18 protein-coding genes are annotated in these 14,791 nt (G+C 38.1%); 8 read left to right on the forward strand and 10 right to left on the reverse strand.

What is annotated here, in order from left to right; genetic code table 11:
- Positions 1 to 10: 10 nt before the first annotated feature.
- Positions 11 to 823 carry an ion transporter gene (locus BK583_RS12415; protein ID WP_055735982.1) on the forward strand — a complete coding sequence of 271 codons (813 nt, stop codon included), beginning with the start codon at positions 11 to 13 and terminating at the stop codon, positions 821 to 823.
- A 46-nt stretch (positions 824 to 869) separates the two neighbouring features.
- On the opposite strand, the gene BK583_RS12420 is transcribed toward BK583_RS12415, so the two are convergent.
- Positions 870 to 2,240 carry an aspartate kinase gene (locus tag BK583_RS12420; RefSeq protein WP_055735983.1) on the reverse strand — a complete coding sequence of 457 codons (1,371 nt, stop codon included), beginning with the start codon at positions 2,238 to 2,240 and terminating at the stop codon, positions 870 to 872.
- Positions 2,241 to 2,408: 168 nt separating this feature from the next.
- Complete coding sequence (locus BK583_RS12425) at positions 2,409 to 2,705, reverse strand: hypothetical protein (protein ID WP_051667476.1); 297 nt, start codon at positions 2,703 to 2,705, stop codon at positions 2,409 to 2,411.
- Positions 2,706 to 2,884: 179 nt separating this feature from the next.
- Between BK583_RS12425 and BK583_RS12430 the strand changes: the two genes are divergently transcribed.
- From BK583_RS12430 to cbpB, 4 genes are all read left to right on the forward strand, one after another.
- Complete coding sequence (locus tag BK583_RS12430) at positions 2,885 to 3,187, forward strand: MerR family transcriptional regulator (RefSeq protein ID WP_035394121.1); 303 nt, start codon at positions 2,885 to 2,887, stop codon at positions 3,185 to 3,187.
- Between the two features lie 114 nt (positions 3,188 to 3,301).
- Positions 3,302 to 4,087 carry a divergent polysaccharide deacetylase family protein gene (locus tag BK583_RS12435; protein WP_055735984.1) on the forward strand — a complete coding sequence of 262 codons (786 nt, stop codon included), beginning with the start codon at positions 3,302 to 3,304 and terminating at the stop codon, positions 4,085 to 4,087.
- Between the two features lie 16 nt (positions 4,088 to 4,103).
- Positions 4,104 to 5,873: a S8 family peptidase gene (locus BK583_RS12440; RefSeq protein WP_055735985.1), complete on the forward strand. Its 1,770-nt coding sequence runs from the start codon at positions 4,104 to 4,106 to the stop codon at positions 5,871 to 5,873.
- A 505-nt stretch (positions 5,874 to 6,378) separates the two neighbouring features.
- Positions 6,379 to 6,816, forward strand: a complete 438-nt coding sequence (gene cbpB, locus BK583_RS12450) for a cyclic-di-AMP-binding protein CbpB (protein WP_035394123.1) — start codon at positions 6,379 to 6,381, stop codon at positions 6,814 to 6,816.
- Here cbpB and BK583_RS12455 read toward each other — a convergent pair.
- Together BK583_RS12455 and BK583_RS12460 are read right to left on the reverse strand one after the other, a co-directional pair.
- On the reverse strand, positions 6,813 to 7,229 hold the full coding sequence (locus tag BK583_RS12455; protein WP_055735986.1) for an SRPBCC family protein: 417 nt from the start codon (positions 7,227 to 7,229) through the stop codon (positions 6,813 to 6,815). The two genes, cbpB and BK583_RS12455, sit on opposite strands and share 4 nt — an antisense overlap.
- Positions 7,230 to 7,245: 16 nt before the next feature.
- The gene (locus BK583_RS12460; RefSeq protein ID WP_158318515.1) at positions 7,246 to 7,686 is read right to left on the reverse strand and encodes a DUF327 family protein; all 441 of its coding nucleotides are present in this window, start codon (positions 7,684 to 7,686) and stop codon (positions 7,246 to 7,248) included.
- A 120-nt stretch (positions 7,687 to 7,806) separates the two neighbouring features.
- Here BK583_RS12460 and BK583_RS12465 point away from each other — a divergent pair, with 120 nt between their 5' ends.
- Positions 7,807 to 8,004: a hypothetical protein gene (locus BK583_RS12465; protein ID WP_038479116.1), complete on the forward strand. Its 198-nt coding sequence runs from the start codon at positions 7,807 to 7,809 to the stop codon at positions 8,002 to 8,004.
- Between the two features lie 31 nt (positions 8,005 to 8,035).
- Here BK583_RS12465 and BK583_RS12470 read toward each other — a convergent pair whose 3' ends face one another.
- Positions 8,036 to 9,154: a M20/M25/M40 family metallo-hydrolase gene (locus tag BK583_RS12470; RefSeq protein ID WP_038479113.1), complete on the reverse strand. Its 1,119-nt coding sequence runs from the start codon at positions 9,152 to 9,154 to the stop codon at positions 8,036 to 8,038.
- Positions 9,155 to 9,215: 61 nt separating this feature from the next.
- Positions 9,216 to 9,623, reverse strand: coding sequence for a VOC family protein (locus tag BK583_RS12475; protein WP_055735987.1), 408 nt, complete (start codon positions 9,621 to 9,623; stop codon positions 9,216 to 9,218).
- Positions 9,624 to 9,694: 71 nt separating this feature from the next.
- Here BK583_RS12475 and prli42 point away from each other — a divergent pair, with 71 nt between their 5' ends.
- Positions 9,695 to 9,793: a stressosome-associated protein Prli42 gene (gene prli42 / locus BK583_RS20740; protein WP_152980813.1), complete on the forward strand. Its 99-nt coding sequence runs from the start codon at positions 9,695 to 9,697 to the stop codon at positions 9,791 to 9,793.
- Between the two features lie 74 nt (positions 9,794 to 9,867).
- On the opposite strand, the gene BK583_RS12480 is transcribed toward prli42, so the two are convergent.
- The 3 genes from BK583_RS12480 to BK583_RS12490 all read right to left on the reverse strand — a co-directional run bounded on the left by BK583_RS12480 (position 9,868) and on the right by BK583_RS12490 (position 12,175).
- Positions 9,868 to 10,401: a L,D-transpeptidase gene (locus BK583_RS12480; protein WP_051667474.1), complete on the reverse strand. Its 534-nt coding sequence runs from the start codon at positions 10,399 to 10,401 to the stop codon at positions 9,868 to 9,870.
- The gene (locus BK583_RS12485) at positions 10,402 to 11,385 is read right to left on the reverse strand and encodes an aromatic acid exporter family protein (protein ID WP_038479107.1); all 984 of its coding nucleotides are present in this window, start codon (positions 11,383 to 11,385) and stop codon (positions 10,402 to 10,404) included.
- Between the two features lie 67 nt (positions 11,386 to 11,452).
- Entirely contained in the window at positions 11,453 to 12,175 is a 723-nt protein-coding gene (locus BK583_RS12490; protein WP_038479104.1) for a YqcI/YcgG family protein, read from the reverse strand.
- Between the two features lie 150 nt (positions 12,176 to 12,325).
- On the opposite strand from BK583_RS12490, the gene BK583_RS12495 reads away from it, so the two are divergent.
- Positions 12,326 to 12,946, forward strand: coding sequence for a LysE family translocator (locus tag BK583_RS12495; protein WP_055735988.1), 621 nt, complete (start codon positions 12,326 to 12,328; stop codon positions 12,944 to 12,946).
- On the opposite strand, the gene BK583_RS12500 is transcribed toward BK583_RS12495, so the two are convergent.
- Positions 12,876 to 14,537 (reverse strand): ATP-binding protein, encoded by a 1,662-nt coding sequence (locus BK583_RS12500; protein WP_055735989.1) that lies wholly within the window; start codon positions 14,535 to 14,537, stop codon positions 12,876 to 12,878. The genes BK583_RS12495 and BK583_RS12500 overlap by 71 nt on opposite strands.
- Positions 14,538 to 14,791: the final 254 nt, after the last annotated feature.

The raw sequence follows: 14,791 nt of genomic DNA on the forward strand, positions 1-14,791 counted from the left end.
GGCATTTCGTTTGAGAAAGAGATTACATACCATCGTAAACCATAAAGCATTTCAAGCAACTGTTATTATTTTAATTATTGCAAATGCTATATTAGTTGGAATCGAAACATACGACTCCATCTACGAAAACTATTCATTCTTTTTTTATCTTGCCGATCGTTTTTTATTGTGGCTCTTTACTATTGAAATTGTGCTGCGTTTTTTTTCAACTTCTGTCCGTTCGTTCTTTAAGAATGGCTGGAATTGGTTTGACACCATCATTATTTTAGCTGGACATTTGTTTACTGGTGGCCATTTCGTTACCGTTCTTCGAGTCCTTCGAGTGTTACGGGTGTTACGCGCCATCTCGGTTATTCCTTCTCTTCGTCGATTAGTGGATGCTCTTGTTATGACCATTCCGTCACTTGGAAATATCCTGTTTTTAATGGGGATCTTTCTATACATCTTTGCAGTCATCGGAACGATGTTATTCAGTGGAATTGCACCTGAATACTTTGGAAATTTACAAAGGACCATTCTCACGTTGTTCCAAATCGTCACGTTAGATTCTTGGTCAAGTGGTATCATGCGTCCCTTAATGGCGTACAATCAATGGATTTGGATTTATTTTGTTTCCTTTGTACTTGTAGGTACGTTTATTATCTTCAATCTTTTTATTGGCGTTATCGTTAATAACGTCGATAAGGCGAATGACTCAGAGGAAGATGAAGGTAAAGAAACAAATCAAGCACCAGCTACAGTAGAAGACATGAAACGATTAGAACAACAACTTGAAATCATTCAGACAGAACTCAAAAAGCTTCATCAACCTTCGAAAGAATAACACAAAAGCGCTCTAAACGAATGTCTCCGTTTAGAGCGCTTTTTTATTAGGCAAGAACGCGTGTGCTAAAAAATTCTTGATAAAGCTCTTGAACAGCCGTTTTCGCATCTTCTTGATGAATGCCAAATACTAGACTTGTTTCTGAAGAACCTTGGTTGATCATTTCTATGTTCACATTTCTTCTCGATAATGCACCTGATGCTCTTGAAATAACACCAATTGAATTGTGCATGCCCTCTCCAACAAGCATCACCATTGCAAAGCCGCGTTCGATATGGACATCATCCACCTGTAATTCTGTTTTAATACGGTCAATTATTTGTTTTTCTACATCTTCTGTCAGTTGACTTTCACGAATAATAACACTCGTATCATCAATGCCAGTCGGAATATGTTCAAACGAAATCGAGCTATCCTCTAATATTTCTAATAATCGTCTTCCAAATCCTACTTCGCGGTTCATTAAATACTTACGCACATAAATGGTCGCAAACCCTTCATCTGCAGCAATACCGATAACAGGGTTATCATACACTTCTCGCTCTGCCACAATCAACGTGCCTTCACTTTTAGGATTGTTTGTATTCTTAACACAAACAGGAATGCCATTTCTAAACGCTGGAATAAGAGCCTCGTCATGAAAGACACTAAAACCAGCATAAGACAGTTCACGCATTTCTCGGTAGGTCATCTTCTTAATCTCAAACGGGTCTTCCACAATCGTTGGATTAGCTGCGTATACAGAATCAACATCTGTAAAATTTTCATAAAGATCAGCATTCACAGCAGCCGCTAAGATAGCACCGGTAATATCGGAACCGCCTCGTGGAAAGGTCACGAGTGTACCATTCTCAGAAAAGCCAAAAAATCCAGGAAAAACAATAATACCTTCTTGCTCTTTTAACTGATGTAAGCGTTCATAGGCAACGGGTAGTACTTGAGCATTCCCTGGCTCATCACTGACAAGTAATCCAGCATCTTTTGGATTTACATAAGACGCCTTCATGCCAATGGAATAAAAATAAGCAGCAATTAATTTTGCGTTATTGTCTTCCCCACTTGCTTTTAGTGAGTCTAGTAATTGATGAGCACTTTTATATGGTGCTTGAATACGATTGACTAAGTCATTGCGAATCTCAATTGTGGTGGCTTCATCAAGTCCTAAATCAGAAACCATCTGTGCGTAACGATCAACAACTTTTTCGAGCCATTGTTCCTGTTTAGCTTCATTTCCATCCATGCAATATTGCGCCAATTCAATCAATAAATCTGTTGTTTTGACATCTTCTTTATTACGTTTTCCTGGTGCAGAAACAACAACAATCTTTCTGTCTTCATCCGCTTGAATAATCGCGGCCACTTTTCGAATTTGTTCAGCGTTGGCAACTGAAGAGCCACCAAATTTTGCTACTTTCACGTTACGTTCCTCACTCTCCACTTTTCTCTCTGTTTTAATTACTCATATTATCATAATCCTTTTTGTTAAGCCACAGCTAACCAAATGAAAAAGCGACCTTCTTCTCCTATTTGAAGAGAAAAGTCGCCTTAACCGTTGTGTTTATGTACTGTTTTGACACACACAATACTAACTCATAAACCAAGCGAACCATAATGGACCGCGTGACGTTTGGAATGCAACAGCAGTGCATGAAGATTCAGGTAAAAACTCGCCACTTTCTTCAACTTCTCCGTACGTTGCTTCACTTATATCATTTGTAAAGCCAGCCTCATTATAACATTCTGGCGCGCTGTATAAATTCAGCGTATAGTCCACGATGACACGTTCAGACTCATCCGCTCCGTATTCAACTTGAATAACAAAACCAAGAATAATAATTAAGATGCTTGCTATGACGCCAATGAACCATCTATGCTTCCTCACCATACTTCCCCCTAAATCTGTATATAGTTAAGTCTACACACTTTCCCTGAAATCGGCAATTATTAATTCATCGATGGACTATGTAAGAAAATCTTACAATTTTATTCACACCATTCCCTTAGCTATGATATATTATTACACAACAATCGTGGGTAAACTCAACTGTGAGGTGGAGAGGGTTGTCATACAAAGATAAAAAGGTCATTACCATAGGGATGGTTAGTGAACTAACTGGTTTAACAGAGAGAAAAATTCGTTATTATGAGGAAAGAAAACTGCTTTTCCCAGAACGATCCAAAGGTGGCACACGAAAATATTCTTTTTTAGACGTTGAACGATTAGTTGATATTGCAAACAAAATGGAAGATGGTATGCAAACATTCGAGATCCGACGTATGGAACAAAAAGCAATCCGCAAACAAGAAGTTAGAGAAAAGATGCTACGAGGACAGCTTAACGCTGCCTTTAATATTCGAAAATAACAAAAACAACTACGGGTTTTTAACCCTAGTTGTTTTTTTTGTGAATTTCCTATTACTTCCTAACATGAAAGCACCTGCTTTTGCGCCAAACTATTAGCAAAAAGGAGTAGTGAAATGGTCAAATCTTTTTTTTCAACTTGTTTCATGCTTACTATGGCGTTTCTTATCAGCGCAACTCCTGTATTAGCGTCTGACAAACAAGTCGCCATCATCATTGATGATTTCGGAGGAGAAGTAAAAGGAGTAGAACATTTTTTAACTGGTGAGATCCCTATTACTGCCGCTATTATGCCTTTTTTAGATCAAGCCCAAAAACAAGATAAAGTAGCATTTGAACATGGGTTAGAAGTTATCATTCATTTACCTCTAGAGCCAAAAGTAGGTAAAAAATCGTGGTTAGGACCAAATGCCATCACGTCTGATTTAAGTGATGACGACATTAACCATCGATTGAAACAAGCATTGGAACATGTTCCTCATGCAAAGGGAATAAATAATCACATGGGTTCAAAAGGTATGGAAGACAAAAGAATTGTGACGCTAATCGTTCAGTTTGCACAACGAAATGGACTTTATTTGCTTGATAGTGGAACAACACCAAAATCACTGATGCCAGAAATTGCAGCTCAACATCATGTGCCTTGCTTTAAACGCACCCTTTTCATTGATGACTCTATGTCCTCTTACTTTTATGTAAAAAAACAGCTTCTCACCTTTATTAAGACCGCCGATCGTCATGAATACCCCATTGCAATTGGACATGTTGGGGTTAAAGGGAATGAAACATATAGAGCACTAGAGGAGTCTAAGAACCTATTCACGGCAGCAAACATTGCCCTTGTTTATCCATCTCAATGGATAACACCGCAAGTCGAAAAAGAATTTAAGCAACTACACTAAAAGAAGGAGAATCATTATGTTACGACGTTCTGAAAAATGGGCCATTGCGCTAGTAAGTGCGCTTATTATTAGCATGTTAATCATTAAGCCAGCACCAAACATGCACCGAGCATCCATCCATCAACAATCTACTGACCGTTTAAATGCTTCTGTTTCACAAGAAGCAATTGACCACCTACAAGCAGAAGATCTTGCCCTTACCACCAATATGATGTTTCATTCGTTTACAACAAGCTTAGAAGAATGGACAACGAGAGAACAGCTTGACAGAAAGTTAGAAGAAGAAGTTGAACAGCATCCTTTTATTGAAGGAATTGCACTTGTTGATGGGACAAGTCAAGTTATTGAAAAAGCAGGCTCTCCTTTACATCTTGACGAGCTACCTGTTTTTACTACCACCTATAATGCCATTCAGTATTCTCTGCCTTATCAAAAAGAAGATCAATCCTACATTATGGTAAAGAAGGCATTAACATCTGGCAACACCGTTATTAGCGAAATCAATCTTGCATTTATTCAATCTTTTTTATCAAAGCATGCTATGATCGCTGATAGTGAAGGAACACTCTTTATGTCTGGTGAAAACGCTCAAGTCGATTTCAATCAACAAACAAGCTTACCAGACGGCCAACAAGCAACAACCGTTCCAGGCTTAAATTGGAATATTTACGTTAATTCACACACAAAGAGTCAAGATAACCCTATTGTCGCTGAAGAAGTCATTGTCAAACTAGCACCTCATACAAATGTTGAACAATGGGCCAGTAAAAACGATCATACTGTTCTAAAAGAAAACCATCCTTACGTTGTATTACAATCAACCATTGAAGAAGATGCCTATATTCAAAAGCTAAGGAACGACGAAGCCGTCATCTTTGCTGAGCACAATTATTCTTTTGTAAATAAAGCCGTTATTCAAGAAACGAAAGTAGAACCAAATGATGAATTTTTTAAACCCTATCAGTGGAATTTAGAACAAATTGACATTGAAGAGGGTTGGAATTATGCCAATGGTTCTGATACGACAATTGCAATAATCGATTCAGGTGTCGATCCAGAGCACCCAGACCTTCAAGGAAAATTAGTGGAGGGCTACAATGCAATTGATGATACATCCAACGCTATTGATGATAATGGACATGGCACGCATGTTGCTGGTATCGCTGCTGCATTAACAAACAATGTTGAAGGAATTGCCGGTGTCTCTTGGCAGAGTAAAATTATGCCTATTAAAGTATTGAATACGGATGGAGAAGGTTCTTCTTTTTCTGTCGCTAGAGGTATCTATTGGGCGGTCGATCATGGAGCTGATGTGATTAATATGAGTTTAGGTGATTATTATCACTCTGATGTTTTGTATGATGCCATTGAATATGCCTATGATCAAGGCGTTACACTGATTAGCGCTTCCGGTAATGAAAATACAGATGATCAAATGTACCCTGCTGCCTATCCACAGGTCATCACGGTTGCTTCTGTTAATCAAGATAAAAACCGCTCTTTTTTCTCGAATTACGGGGATTATGTAGATGTTTCGGCACCTGGTGAGCATATCCCAAGTACGTACCTTGAAAACCAATATATTTTACTGTCTGGTACTTCTATGGCCGCTCCACATGTTGCTGGTCTAGCGGCACTCGTGCATTCCACTAATCCCTCATTAACAAATGAGGAAATTGGGAACCTTATTTTAGGTCATGCCAATCAGTTAGGAGACGGAGATTTTAATGTTTATTATGGTTATGGAGAAATTGATGTTAACGATACTCTCACATCGATTGACTAAAGTCGCCTCTAAAGGATAAGTAAAAAGCGCTATTCATGAAGCAACGTACCGTTTCACGGCATCGTAACGTCTTCATTGAATGCGCTTTTTCTTTTTCCACTCTATTTACGTTAAACGAATTTCTTTTCATCTTTTCTGAAAAGGAACCACTTTCGCTGATGATCGCTGATGAATTTCGCACAAGTACCCTTGTCTTTTTCTCTTTAGAAATGTTTCCCGCCGAATAGGTCTTGGGGCAGACCATTCAATAGAATGAAGATTACTCCACTTGTCATGGGTAATGTATTCCATTTTAAAATAATAAACCGATCCAGACGTGTATTGCTCACAAATATACTTTACTGTTTGTTTTGAGTGCATATCGCAAGGTCGCGCTCCTTTTTCTTTTTATTGTACCCAAGGATTTTTACACTCATTCAGAGGATACTAATCTTGACGGACTCGAAAAGAGCGTTTACGATTATAAGGAGCACATGAAAATCTAACACAAAGAAGTGATACATGTATGCAAACATTAAGAGATCGTTTATTAACAGACAATGAAATTGCTCCATTAATTATATCTGCCGACAAGGTAGCACATGTCCAATTAAACAACCCTTTGCAACACGCATTACTTGTTCTGATCAAATCTGGCTACACAGCGATTCCCGTTTTAGATTCTTCTTTTCACTTAAGAGGCATGATTAGCAAATCATTAATATTGGATTCTTTATTAGGCGAACATGACTTTGAACTTGATCGGTTATCAACGTTAACCGTTGGCGATTGTATGAATCAAGATGTTCCGTGCATCCGTCCTGAAGCAACATTCTCTAAAGCGCTCTCGCTATCGATTAATCATCCTTTTTTATGCGTCGTCGATGATCAAAAAGCATTTACAGGAATATTAACAAGACGTTCCATTTTAAAATTAATTAGCAAATACATGCACCAACACTAAGACTTAAAAAAGTTCGTTAGTTGCTTCTCTCGGCTTTTAAACATCCATTTTAGCCCTTTTACCGCTAAACTAGCTGGTACTACCGACGAAAACCAAATGTGATCCATCATAATTGTTCCGTCTTTTCCTTTACTAAATTGATGAGTATGCTCCCAATACGAAAAAGGAAACGGCGGATTTTCCATTTTATCTTTAAACTCATGTGGCGCATCCTCTGAAAGAATAGTCGTTTTAAACTGAATACGTCCTCCTGTGTAAGGAACTCGAACCAGAATGGAACCTCCTTCTTGTGATACATGTACAGGCGGGAAAGTTTGTATACGCGCTAAATTGTCTGGCTCCGAAAAAAACGCCCATGCCTCTTCTAAGGAAACAGGAAGGTAGGTTTTATACGTGAAAAGATAACGCTCCATTTCATCCTCCTCATCGTTATACATAAATTTCGAGCAAGATGCCCTCTAACTTTCCTACCCTTTTTAATAAATCCATACTCGTTTTTTGCTCATCAAATAATTCTTTTGTCAAAAGATCCATTTCTTGATTTACCACGTGTACGAGTTGATGCTGTTTAAACTGACCAAATTGATGACTTGTTCTTACCGACACATGGTAACTATCATTTAATACATGCTTTAAACAGTCTTCTAATGATCGTCGAAAAGATGCCAAAGCTCCATAAGAACGCTGATTAACTAAATCCATTCCTTGTGTCTTTAAATGGTCAATCTTTTCAAATAAGTTACTAAGACTTTGTTGCTTTAATTGTTCTTGGAAGCGTTCCTTCTGACTCACTGATCCGTTGCTTTTTGTTTGTGCATGCCTAGCAGGTAAAGAGCTTGTACTTTTATTAATATGCTTAAGTTCGAACATGAATTTCTCCCCAATCGTTCTCAAATCTATCCTTTTGGGACAATCTATATACTTTTCTTTAAAAGAATGGTAAAATGGAGTATTCATTCGCAAGACCTCCTACCAACTGGAGGTGTCAGAATGCTTTTTTACACACACTTAACATCTAAATACTATTATGAAGAAAACATGAGCAAAATCAATCACTATTTACACGATTATCGGGTAAAGCATGATTGTGCACCTACGATAAACGATTTGTCTCTCGCAACTGGAATACCGGAAGAAGAGATATTAGAGTGCATGGAGTTTGCGAATGAAGCCCATTACTTGATTTAAGCCGTCCACATATGTGAACGGCTTGTTTTCATTAGTGTTTTGCGGTTGTTTTCACAATCTCTATAATAACTTGAGCGATTTTCGCTAGGGAATGAACAGCAATTCGTTCGTTTGTCGTGTGGATTTTTTCGTAACCAACGGATAAATTAATGGTCGGAATTCCGAAACCAGAAATAACATTTGCATCACTTCCGCCTCCACTGGCCCGCATGGACGGTGTTAAGCCAAGGGCTTGAATTGCTTCATGTGCAATACGAACAACTTCAGCATCCTTTGTCTCTTTATACCCTGGGTAGGAATAATTAATGTGAACCTCACATGATGTGCCCATTTCTTTTGCGGCATTTTCAAATGCGTGCTTCATTGCCTCCACTTGCTTTTCAAGTTTGGCTTTCTCTAACGAACGGGCTTCAGCAGTAATTTCAACATAGTCACACACAATATTCGTTTGCGAACCACCTTCAAATCGACCAATGTTTGCAGTTGTTTCATTATCAATTCGACCAAGTGGCATCTGCGCGACAGCTTTTGATGCTACTGAAATGGCTGAAATGCCTTTTTCCGGCTCAACACCTGCGTGGGCCGTCTTTCCAAACACTTTCGTTACAAGTTTCGCTTGAGAAGGTGCTGCCGTTATCATGCCACCCACTTCCCCATCGCTATCTAGTGCATAACCATAAACCGCACGCACCAAATTCTGGTCAAGCGCTTTTGCCCCAACCAAACCTGATTCTTCCCCCACAGTAATAATAAATTGGATGTCACCATGCTCAACTTCATGCTCTTTTAAGACTCGAATGGCTTCTAGCATTGCGGCAATACCAGCCTTATCGTCTGCACCAAGAATGGTTGTTCCATCTGTTCGTATGTATCCGTCTTCAACGATTGGTTGAATGTTCTTCCCCGGAACCACCGTATCCATATGCGATGTGAAATAAATGGTTTTAATCGCTTTCGTGCTTGTCCCAGGTAATGTACAAACTAAATTGTTTGCACCATGACCCGTTTTTTCTTGTGCTTGATCTTCTTCCACCTTCAAACCTAATTCGGAAAATTTCTTTTTTAATAAAACTGCTATTTCTGCTTCATGTTTCGTTTCAGAACTAACCTTAACCAATTCAATAAATTCATTCACGATTCTTTCTGTCATTGTTTTTCTTCACTCCATTTAACTATAATCCCTTTTATCATAACGAATATTGCTGCACTTTTCATGTTTGGTGCTCACATAATTCAATTAACACATCGTTTGTACACGCCGGCTTTATAAAATTAATTCGTTTCCCCTTACTTCCTATCTTCGCCTTTTCATAAATAAATTCATAACCATTCTGTTCTAACACGTCTTGTAGCATTTGTAAATCAGAGCTTAGCAGTGCTAAATGGTGAAAGCACGGAGAAGGATGTCTCGCTACGTATCGTTGCAAGGAATGATTCTCTGGAAATGGTAAAAGCAACTCAATGGAAAAGGATCCGACTTGCACATGATAAACCGTTACTTGCTGTTCTTGTATCCTTTCTTGCTTTCCTTCTGTTGCAGCAAAAAGAGAAAAAAAACGCGCGATCTCTTCTTTGGATTTTACAACATATGCAATATGATCTAATTTAATATCAAGCATAAAACACCTCTTGTTGCTTTCTAGGCAATCAGTTACACTAACAGTAGAATAGTGTGAGTGGGGTGAAGACTATGCCACGAAAATTTCAACGATTAATTATTTATATTATGATTGCAACACTCGTATTAGGGGGCGTGTTTACCGCAGCTGCCGGTTTAGGCATGTTTTAATTCTACCTTTAAAGTAGACAAGCCAGGCGGGGTCATATGCGATTTCCGCCTGTAGCCTGTTAATCCATACCTGATTACTTTAACAGCTTATATTGCTTTCCTAACGCCGCAAAGCTTTTGGTTTCTTTCACTACAATTACTTTACTTCCAATTTCTACTCTCTCATATACGTACTCTACAGAGGTATTTTCTAAACGAACACAGCCTAAAGAAGCGTGATAACCTATGGAATGAGGTTGATTTGTGCCGTGTAATCCATATGTACGCCCATTCGTTCCATTCGCATCAAATCCAATCCACCTGCTGCCAAGCGGATTTCGTTTATCCCCTCCAGCTATATTCTTCTTGCGGTAGTAAGGTTGCTTTGCTTTCACAAGCACAGTGAATTCACCAAGAGGTGTTTCTTCTCCCTTTTTCCCACTTGCAACTGGAAACACATCGCTTATACGATTCGCTTCAATTATTGCCATCTCATTTGTTTGGACATTTACAATAACCGCTGCTTTCTCCACTGGAAACGGATCAGGAAGTAACGTTGATAGCAGAACGAAAGTAAACAGAAAAAAAGACCATTTCACATTTGTCACCCCTATGAAGTTGAACTCCATTTAGGGTTTGCTCAATGACCTCTTTTTATCCGATTTTTGCACCCAAAGCGCATCTTTCGTTTTTAAATATTGTTCAAATTCAAACACAATTAAAAGAAGGGAAGACCGACTTTCAAACTCTTCTCTCGTTTTTGGAAGCGGCATGTTTCGAAATTCTGTGCGCATTTCTTCAAGCTGTAAAAGAAAATACGCGACTGAATTTGTAGGACTAACTGCGCGTGACAGCTCTTCTAAGAAATTAGCGACTTTTTCTTGCTGAGGTACTGATCCATTAATTCTTGTTAAATGTGGCATTAACCGTTCAATAATTTCAAGTTGCTTCTCACGCATTGAAAAATAATGATAGTAGTGATTTTCTTCTGTCAAGAGATGATTTTGCATCGTAACAAAGGCGACTTTTTTACTTTCCTTTAACACTTTATCTAACTGAGGAAGTTCATTTCCATCCCAGCTGCTTTCTCCTGCACGAATATAAATGGAAAGATGCTTCAGCGTTGATTTAAGCAACTCCTCTACTTCCATACGCCGCTGTCTTAATAGTTTATCTTTGGAAGGCATATATAAATTCATTACAAGCGCTGTTCCAATTCCAATAAAAATAAGCTGTAGCTCGTTCCAATAAAAGCCAATAGATGTTTCACCAACAACATATAAGTGCATAACAATAACGGAACTCGTTACAATTCCATCGCTTGCTTTTACGAGTAAGACAACTGGGATAAAAAGTAAAATAAAGAGCGCAGCGGCAACAGGGGTGTACCCGAGTAATTCAAACAGAACTGAACTCATAATTAATCCGATGATACAAGCAATAAAGCGCGCCCATGACACTAGAAGGGAGTTTCTACGGGTAACCGAAATACAAAGAATGGTAATGATTGCCGCAGAAGAAGCAAAGTTTAATTCAAGTAACTGCGCTATGGAAAGTGAAATCAATACACCGATTGCCGTTTTTAAAGTTCGATAGCCAATTCTAAATTTCATGATACCCCTATTTCTATAAGTAGTACGCTTAGTTTATCACGTTAGAAGATTAAAAATCTATTTTGAATCAATCATTTTTTGCATGAAACGGGCAGGCGCCTGTAATCGGTACGCAATCATCTCCAATAAAAAACTGCTTCCATTCCCGATGTTCAACATCACCATAATGGCTTATATCCGGATGTTTTGGTATTTGATCCCACGCCTCTACCCTTTTCCGAACAGCTTCTCGAGAATTATGCCCTTTAGGCTCAGTCCCTTCTAAACCTTGAAAAATTTCTCGAGGTTGAAAACCGATAACCATACTTTGCCCTAAATCTCGTGTAATACGCTGCTTGTATGCAGGTGTATTGGCAAAAGCAAACATGGATTGACCATTAAAACAAAAGGACCATAAATGATGATTCGGATCACTCGGTGTATGAGTTGGCCATACACTTTCATCTTTATCGTTTAAGTATTGCAAGATATCCCAAAAATAGCGCCGGTAATAATCCAACGTTTGCTCCTGTTCTTCAGGCTCAATAAACACAAAAAGTCCACGCCGAATAAGCGGGCGTTTCGCCATTAATGATTGAAACGCTCGTAATGTACTCGGAAGTGACGTCCAATCAGCATGGGACAAAAAGGAATAGCGTAACTCTCCCTTACGTTCTCCTTTTTGTCCAAAGAAACATGGAAACGTTTGATCCGTCACAACATGACTATATTGTTCGTAACTTTTGTTTACCCAGGTAGGTACAGCATCCGAACGCATTTCTTCAGTCGTTAATAAGCGTGATGCTTTCATATAGAACCCCTCCTTTACCATTCCTTTTCATCTTATGAAGCCCTAACAGAATCTAGACACTTTTTTACAAATAAAGCATGTCTAAAATCGTCTACGCCCACATTATTATAAGAATAAAGCATGTCTGTTGTGTAAGGAGAGTGTTATTGGATGCCCGCTTTTCTCTCGGCGTTTATTCTAGGATTATCGTTGGCTGTTCCTGTTGGCCCGATCTGTTTAGCTATTCTCAAAAAAGGCGTTTCTCACGGTTTTCTTCCTGCCTTATTTATCGGTATTGGCGCCATTCTTGCTGATCTTCTTTTTATGATCCTGATTTATTTTGGTATGGCGCAGTTTATTTTTATACCTTCTGTACAAGTCATTCTTTATGTATTTGGATCTGGTCTTTTAATGTACCTTGGAATTGAATCAATTAATAAGCGAAAGACTGCTCTTCAACGTTCAAGCAGCCTTTCTTCATCTATTTTGGCTTCCTTTTGGACAGGGTTATCCATTGCTTTGTTCAACCCTATTAATTTAATGTTTTGGTTTGGCATTTTTGGTTCCACTCTAGTCGAGTTCATGACTGAGCAATCAGGGTCAGTTATGGTTTACATCGTTTTTTTATTTACTGGCATACTTGTATGGAACATTAGCCTCTCGTTTCTCGCTTCTTTTTTTGGACAGTTCCTTAGTCAGTCGCTATTACCAATCTTAAATGTTATTGCTGGCTTATGCTTGTTACTTTTTGGCTTTCACTTCGCTTTAAAGCTTGCAGAGGTTCTATTCTAGTCACTTTTTCTTCAACAACTGGTGAAATTTTGAGAGGAAGATAAATATGAACAATTGTTCCTGCGCCAGCTTTTGTTTTTATTTCCATGCGCCCCCCGTGAAGTTCAGCAATTTTGTGGCAAATCATTAAACCTAAACCAGTCCCTTTTTCTTTCGATGAAAAAAACGGCTGTCCTAATAAATAAAGACGATTTGGTGAAATACCTACGCCTTTATCAATAATTTGAACACAAAGTTGACTTTGCTCCGACGTCACTCGTATTTCAATAGTTGATGTTTTTTCACTAGCATCAACAGCATTTTCAACTAAATTTAAAAACAGTAGATCTAATTCTTCCTTATAGCCGTTAAAGTAAAAATTTTCTGAGCATGAAAAAGCGACTGGGTTATCTTGGGTTAACGCTTTTATCTCGTCTTTTTTCATAAACGCTTGTACATAATCATTGATTTCAATGGTTTCGCTTTGTTTCATTCCTTTTTGCTGTGCAAGAAAAACATAATCATTAATAATCTTCTCCATTTGCTCAAGCTCTTTATTAATAACGGTCAGCTGACTTTCAGGTACTATTTTCATTTCCTTATATAGTTGCATAAATCCTTTGATTGTGGTCAGTGGATTTCTAATTTCATGTGCCATACTCGCCGATAAACGAGACGCCACTTTCATTGCTTCTTCTCGTTTCTTTGATAAACGATGTGATTGTTTTAATACTGAAATATATAGCTTTTTTCCCTCGATATGAACAGGGAGGATCGCACACATTGTATAAAGTAGATTGCCTTTGCCGTTTATCAATTTAACTGGCCGAAATAAAATTTCCTCTTGTTGATTACGAATGGATTCCTTAATAAGTTTTAGTTCCCTTGTTTGGATATGATGGCGTAAAGGTCTACCAGTTAGAATATGCTCTTCTCCCTCTACTCCTAAATAAAGGTGAGCTGCTTTGTTTGCATAATGAATGGTCATCTCATCATGCAATAGATAGCATTCATTTGATAGCTCTAGTATATTAATCAGTTCATTGCGCGCAATTAATTGCTCTACACGTTGTTTTGCTTGAATAACATCAAATAAAATATAGCCATAATACGTAATAATTCGAACTTCATATTCTGTATACTGGTAATAAAATGTAATCACTTGCTTTTTCACATGTTTATTCATTAACTCTCGTGGAACAAAACTCCAGATCGAATCTTGTATATCTAAAAATTCACGACCAACAGCACTTCCATCGATGATTTTCCCATTCTCGTCTGTAAGCCATCTTAATTTCTTCTTATAGTCCGTTGTCACTAAACTTAGTCGGATGTCTTCAGTCTTGTTACCCGCCTCAAATGTATAGAGCATATAATCTTGGTCTAGTACCGCGTGCTTAATCGTTAAATGGATAGGAGAATGAGTTGTTTCTAGAACCCATTGTTCCATTGATTGATAACTTAAAATGGTTGACAACGGGATATTACCATTGTGATTATGAAGTTGAGCTAATGAATTAAAAGCTCCATTTCGCATAATGATTGTATCTTCATAAATAACACATTGCGGAGCGTTCGATTGATTCAGTAATTCTTTAATCATCGCTTTCATAGTACCGTCGATGCGTGTTTTTACCTCATCGACATAAAACCCCCTCTTCCTTCTTGACATATTCCAACAATTGATTCTTTTTTTCTTTTTAAAATCCTCCTAAATAACAAATTTTACAAACAGAACTTGTTGACAAAAAGAGAAAAAGAACGACAAAAGACCGTTCTTTTCGCTACAGTTCTTTATTATTTTTGTTTTCACCTTCTTTTTTGGTCTTATTCTGTGGAAGGTAAAGACTTATTGTTTAAGCCGTT

The organism is Shouchella oshimensis (assembly GCF_002019765.1).
Taxonomy (GTDB): Bacteria; Bacillota; Bacilli; order Bacillales; family Bacillaceae_D; genus Shouchella; species Shouchella oshimensis.

Bases quoted from the DNA above. Each gene is read 5' to 3' on its own strand.
- BK583_RS12435 (WP_055735984.1), top strand. From the start codon at position 3,302: ATGGTCAAATCTTTTTTTTCAACTTGTTTCATGCTTACTATGGCGTTT.
- BK583_RS12440 (WP_055735985.1), top strand. From the start codon at position 4,104: ATGTTACGACGTTCTGAAAAATGGGCCATTGCGCTAGTAAGTGCGCTT.
- cbpB (WP_035394123.1), top strand. From the start codon at position 6,379: ATGCAAACATTAAGAGATCGTTTATTAACAGACAATGAAATTGCTCCA.
- BK583_RS12455 (WP_055735986.1), bottom strand. From the start codon at position 7,229: ATGGAGCGTTATCTTTTCACGTATAAAACCTACCTTCCTGTTTCCTTA.
- BK583_RS12460 (WP_158318515.1), bottom strand. From the start codon at position 7,686: ATGTTCGAACTTAAGCATATTAATAAAAGTACAAGCTCTTTACCTGCT.
- BK583_RS12465 (WP_038479116.1), top strand. From the start codon at position 7,807: ATGCTTTTTTACACACACTTAACATCTAAATACTATTATGAAGAAAAC.
- BK583_RS12470 (WP_038479113.1), bottom strand. From the start codon at position 9,154: ATGACAGAAAGAATCGTGAATGAATTTATTGAATTGGTTAAGGTTAGT.
- BK583_RS12475 (WP_055735987.1), bottom strand. From the start codon at position 9,623: ATGCTTGATATTAAATTAGATCATATTGCATATGTTGTAAAATCCAAA.
- prli42 (WP_152980813.1), top strand. From the start codon at position 9,695: ATGCCACGAAAATTTCAACGATTAATTATTTATATTATGATTGCAACA.
- BK583_RS12480 (WP_051667474.1), bottom strand. From the start codon at position 10,401: ATGGAGTTCAACTTCATAGGGGTGACAAATGTGAAATGGTCTTTTTTT.
- BK583_RS12485 (WP_038479107.1), bottom strand. From the start codon at position 11,385: ATGAAATTTAGAATTGGCTATCGAACTTTAAAAACGGCAATCGGTGTA.
- BK583_RS12490 (WP_038479104.1), bottom strand. From the start codon at position 12,175: ATGAAAGCATCACGCTTATTAACGACTGAAGAAATGCGTTCGGATGCT.
- BK583_RS12495 (WP_055735988.1), top strand. From the start codon at position 12,326: ATGCCCGCTTTTCTCTCGGCGTTTATTCTAGGATTATCGTTGGCTGTT.
- BK583_RS12500 (WP_055735989.1), bottom strand. From the start codon at position 14,537: ATGAAAGCGATGATTAAAGAATTACTGAATCAATCGAACGCTCCGCAA.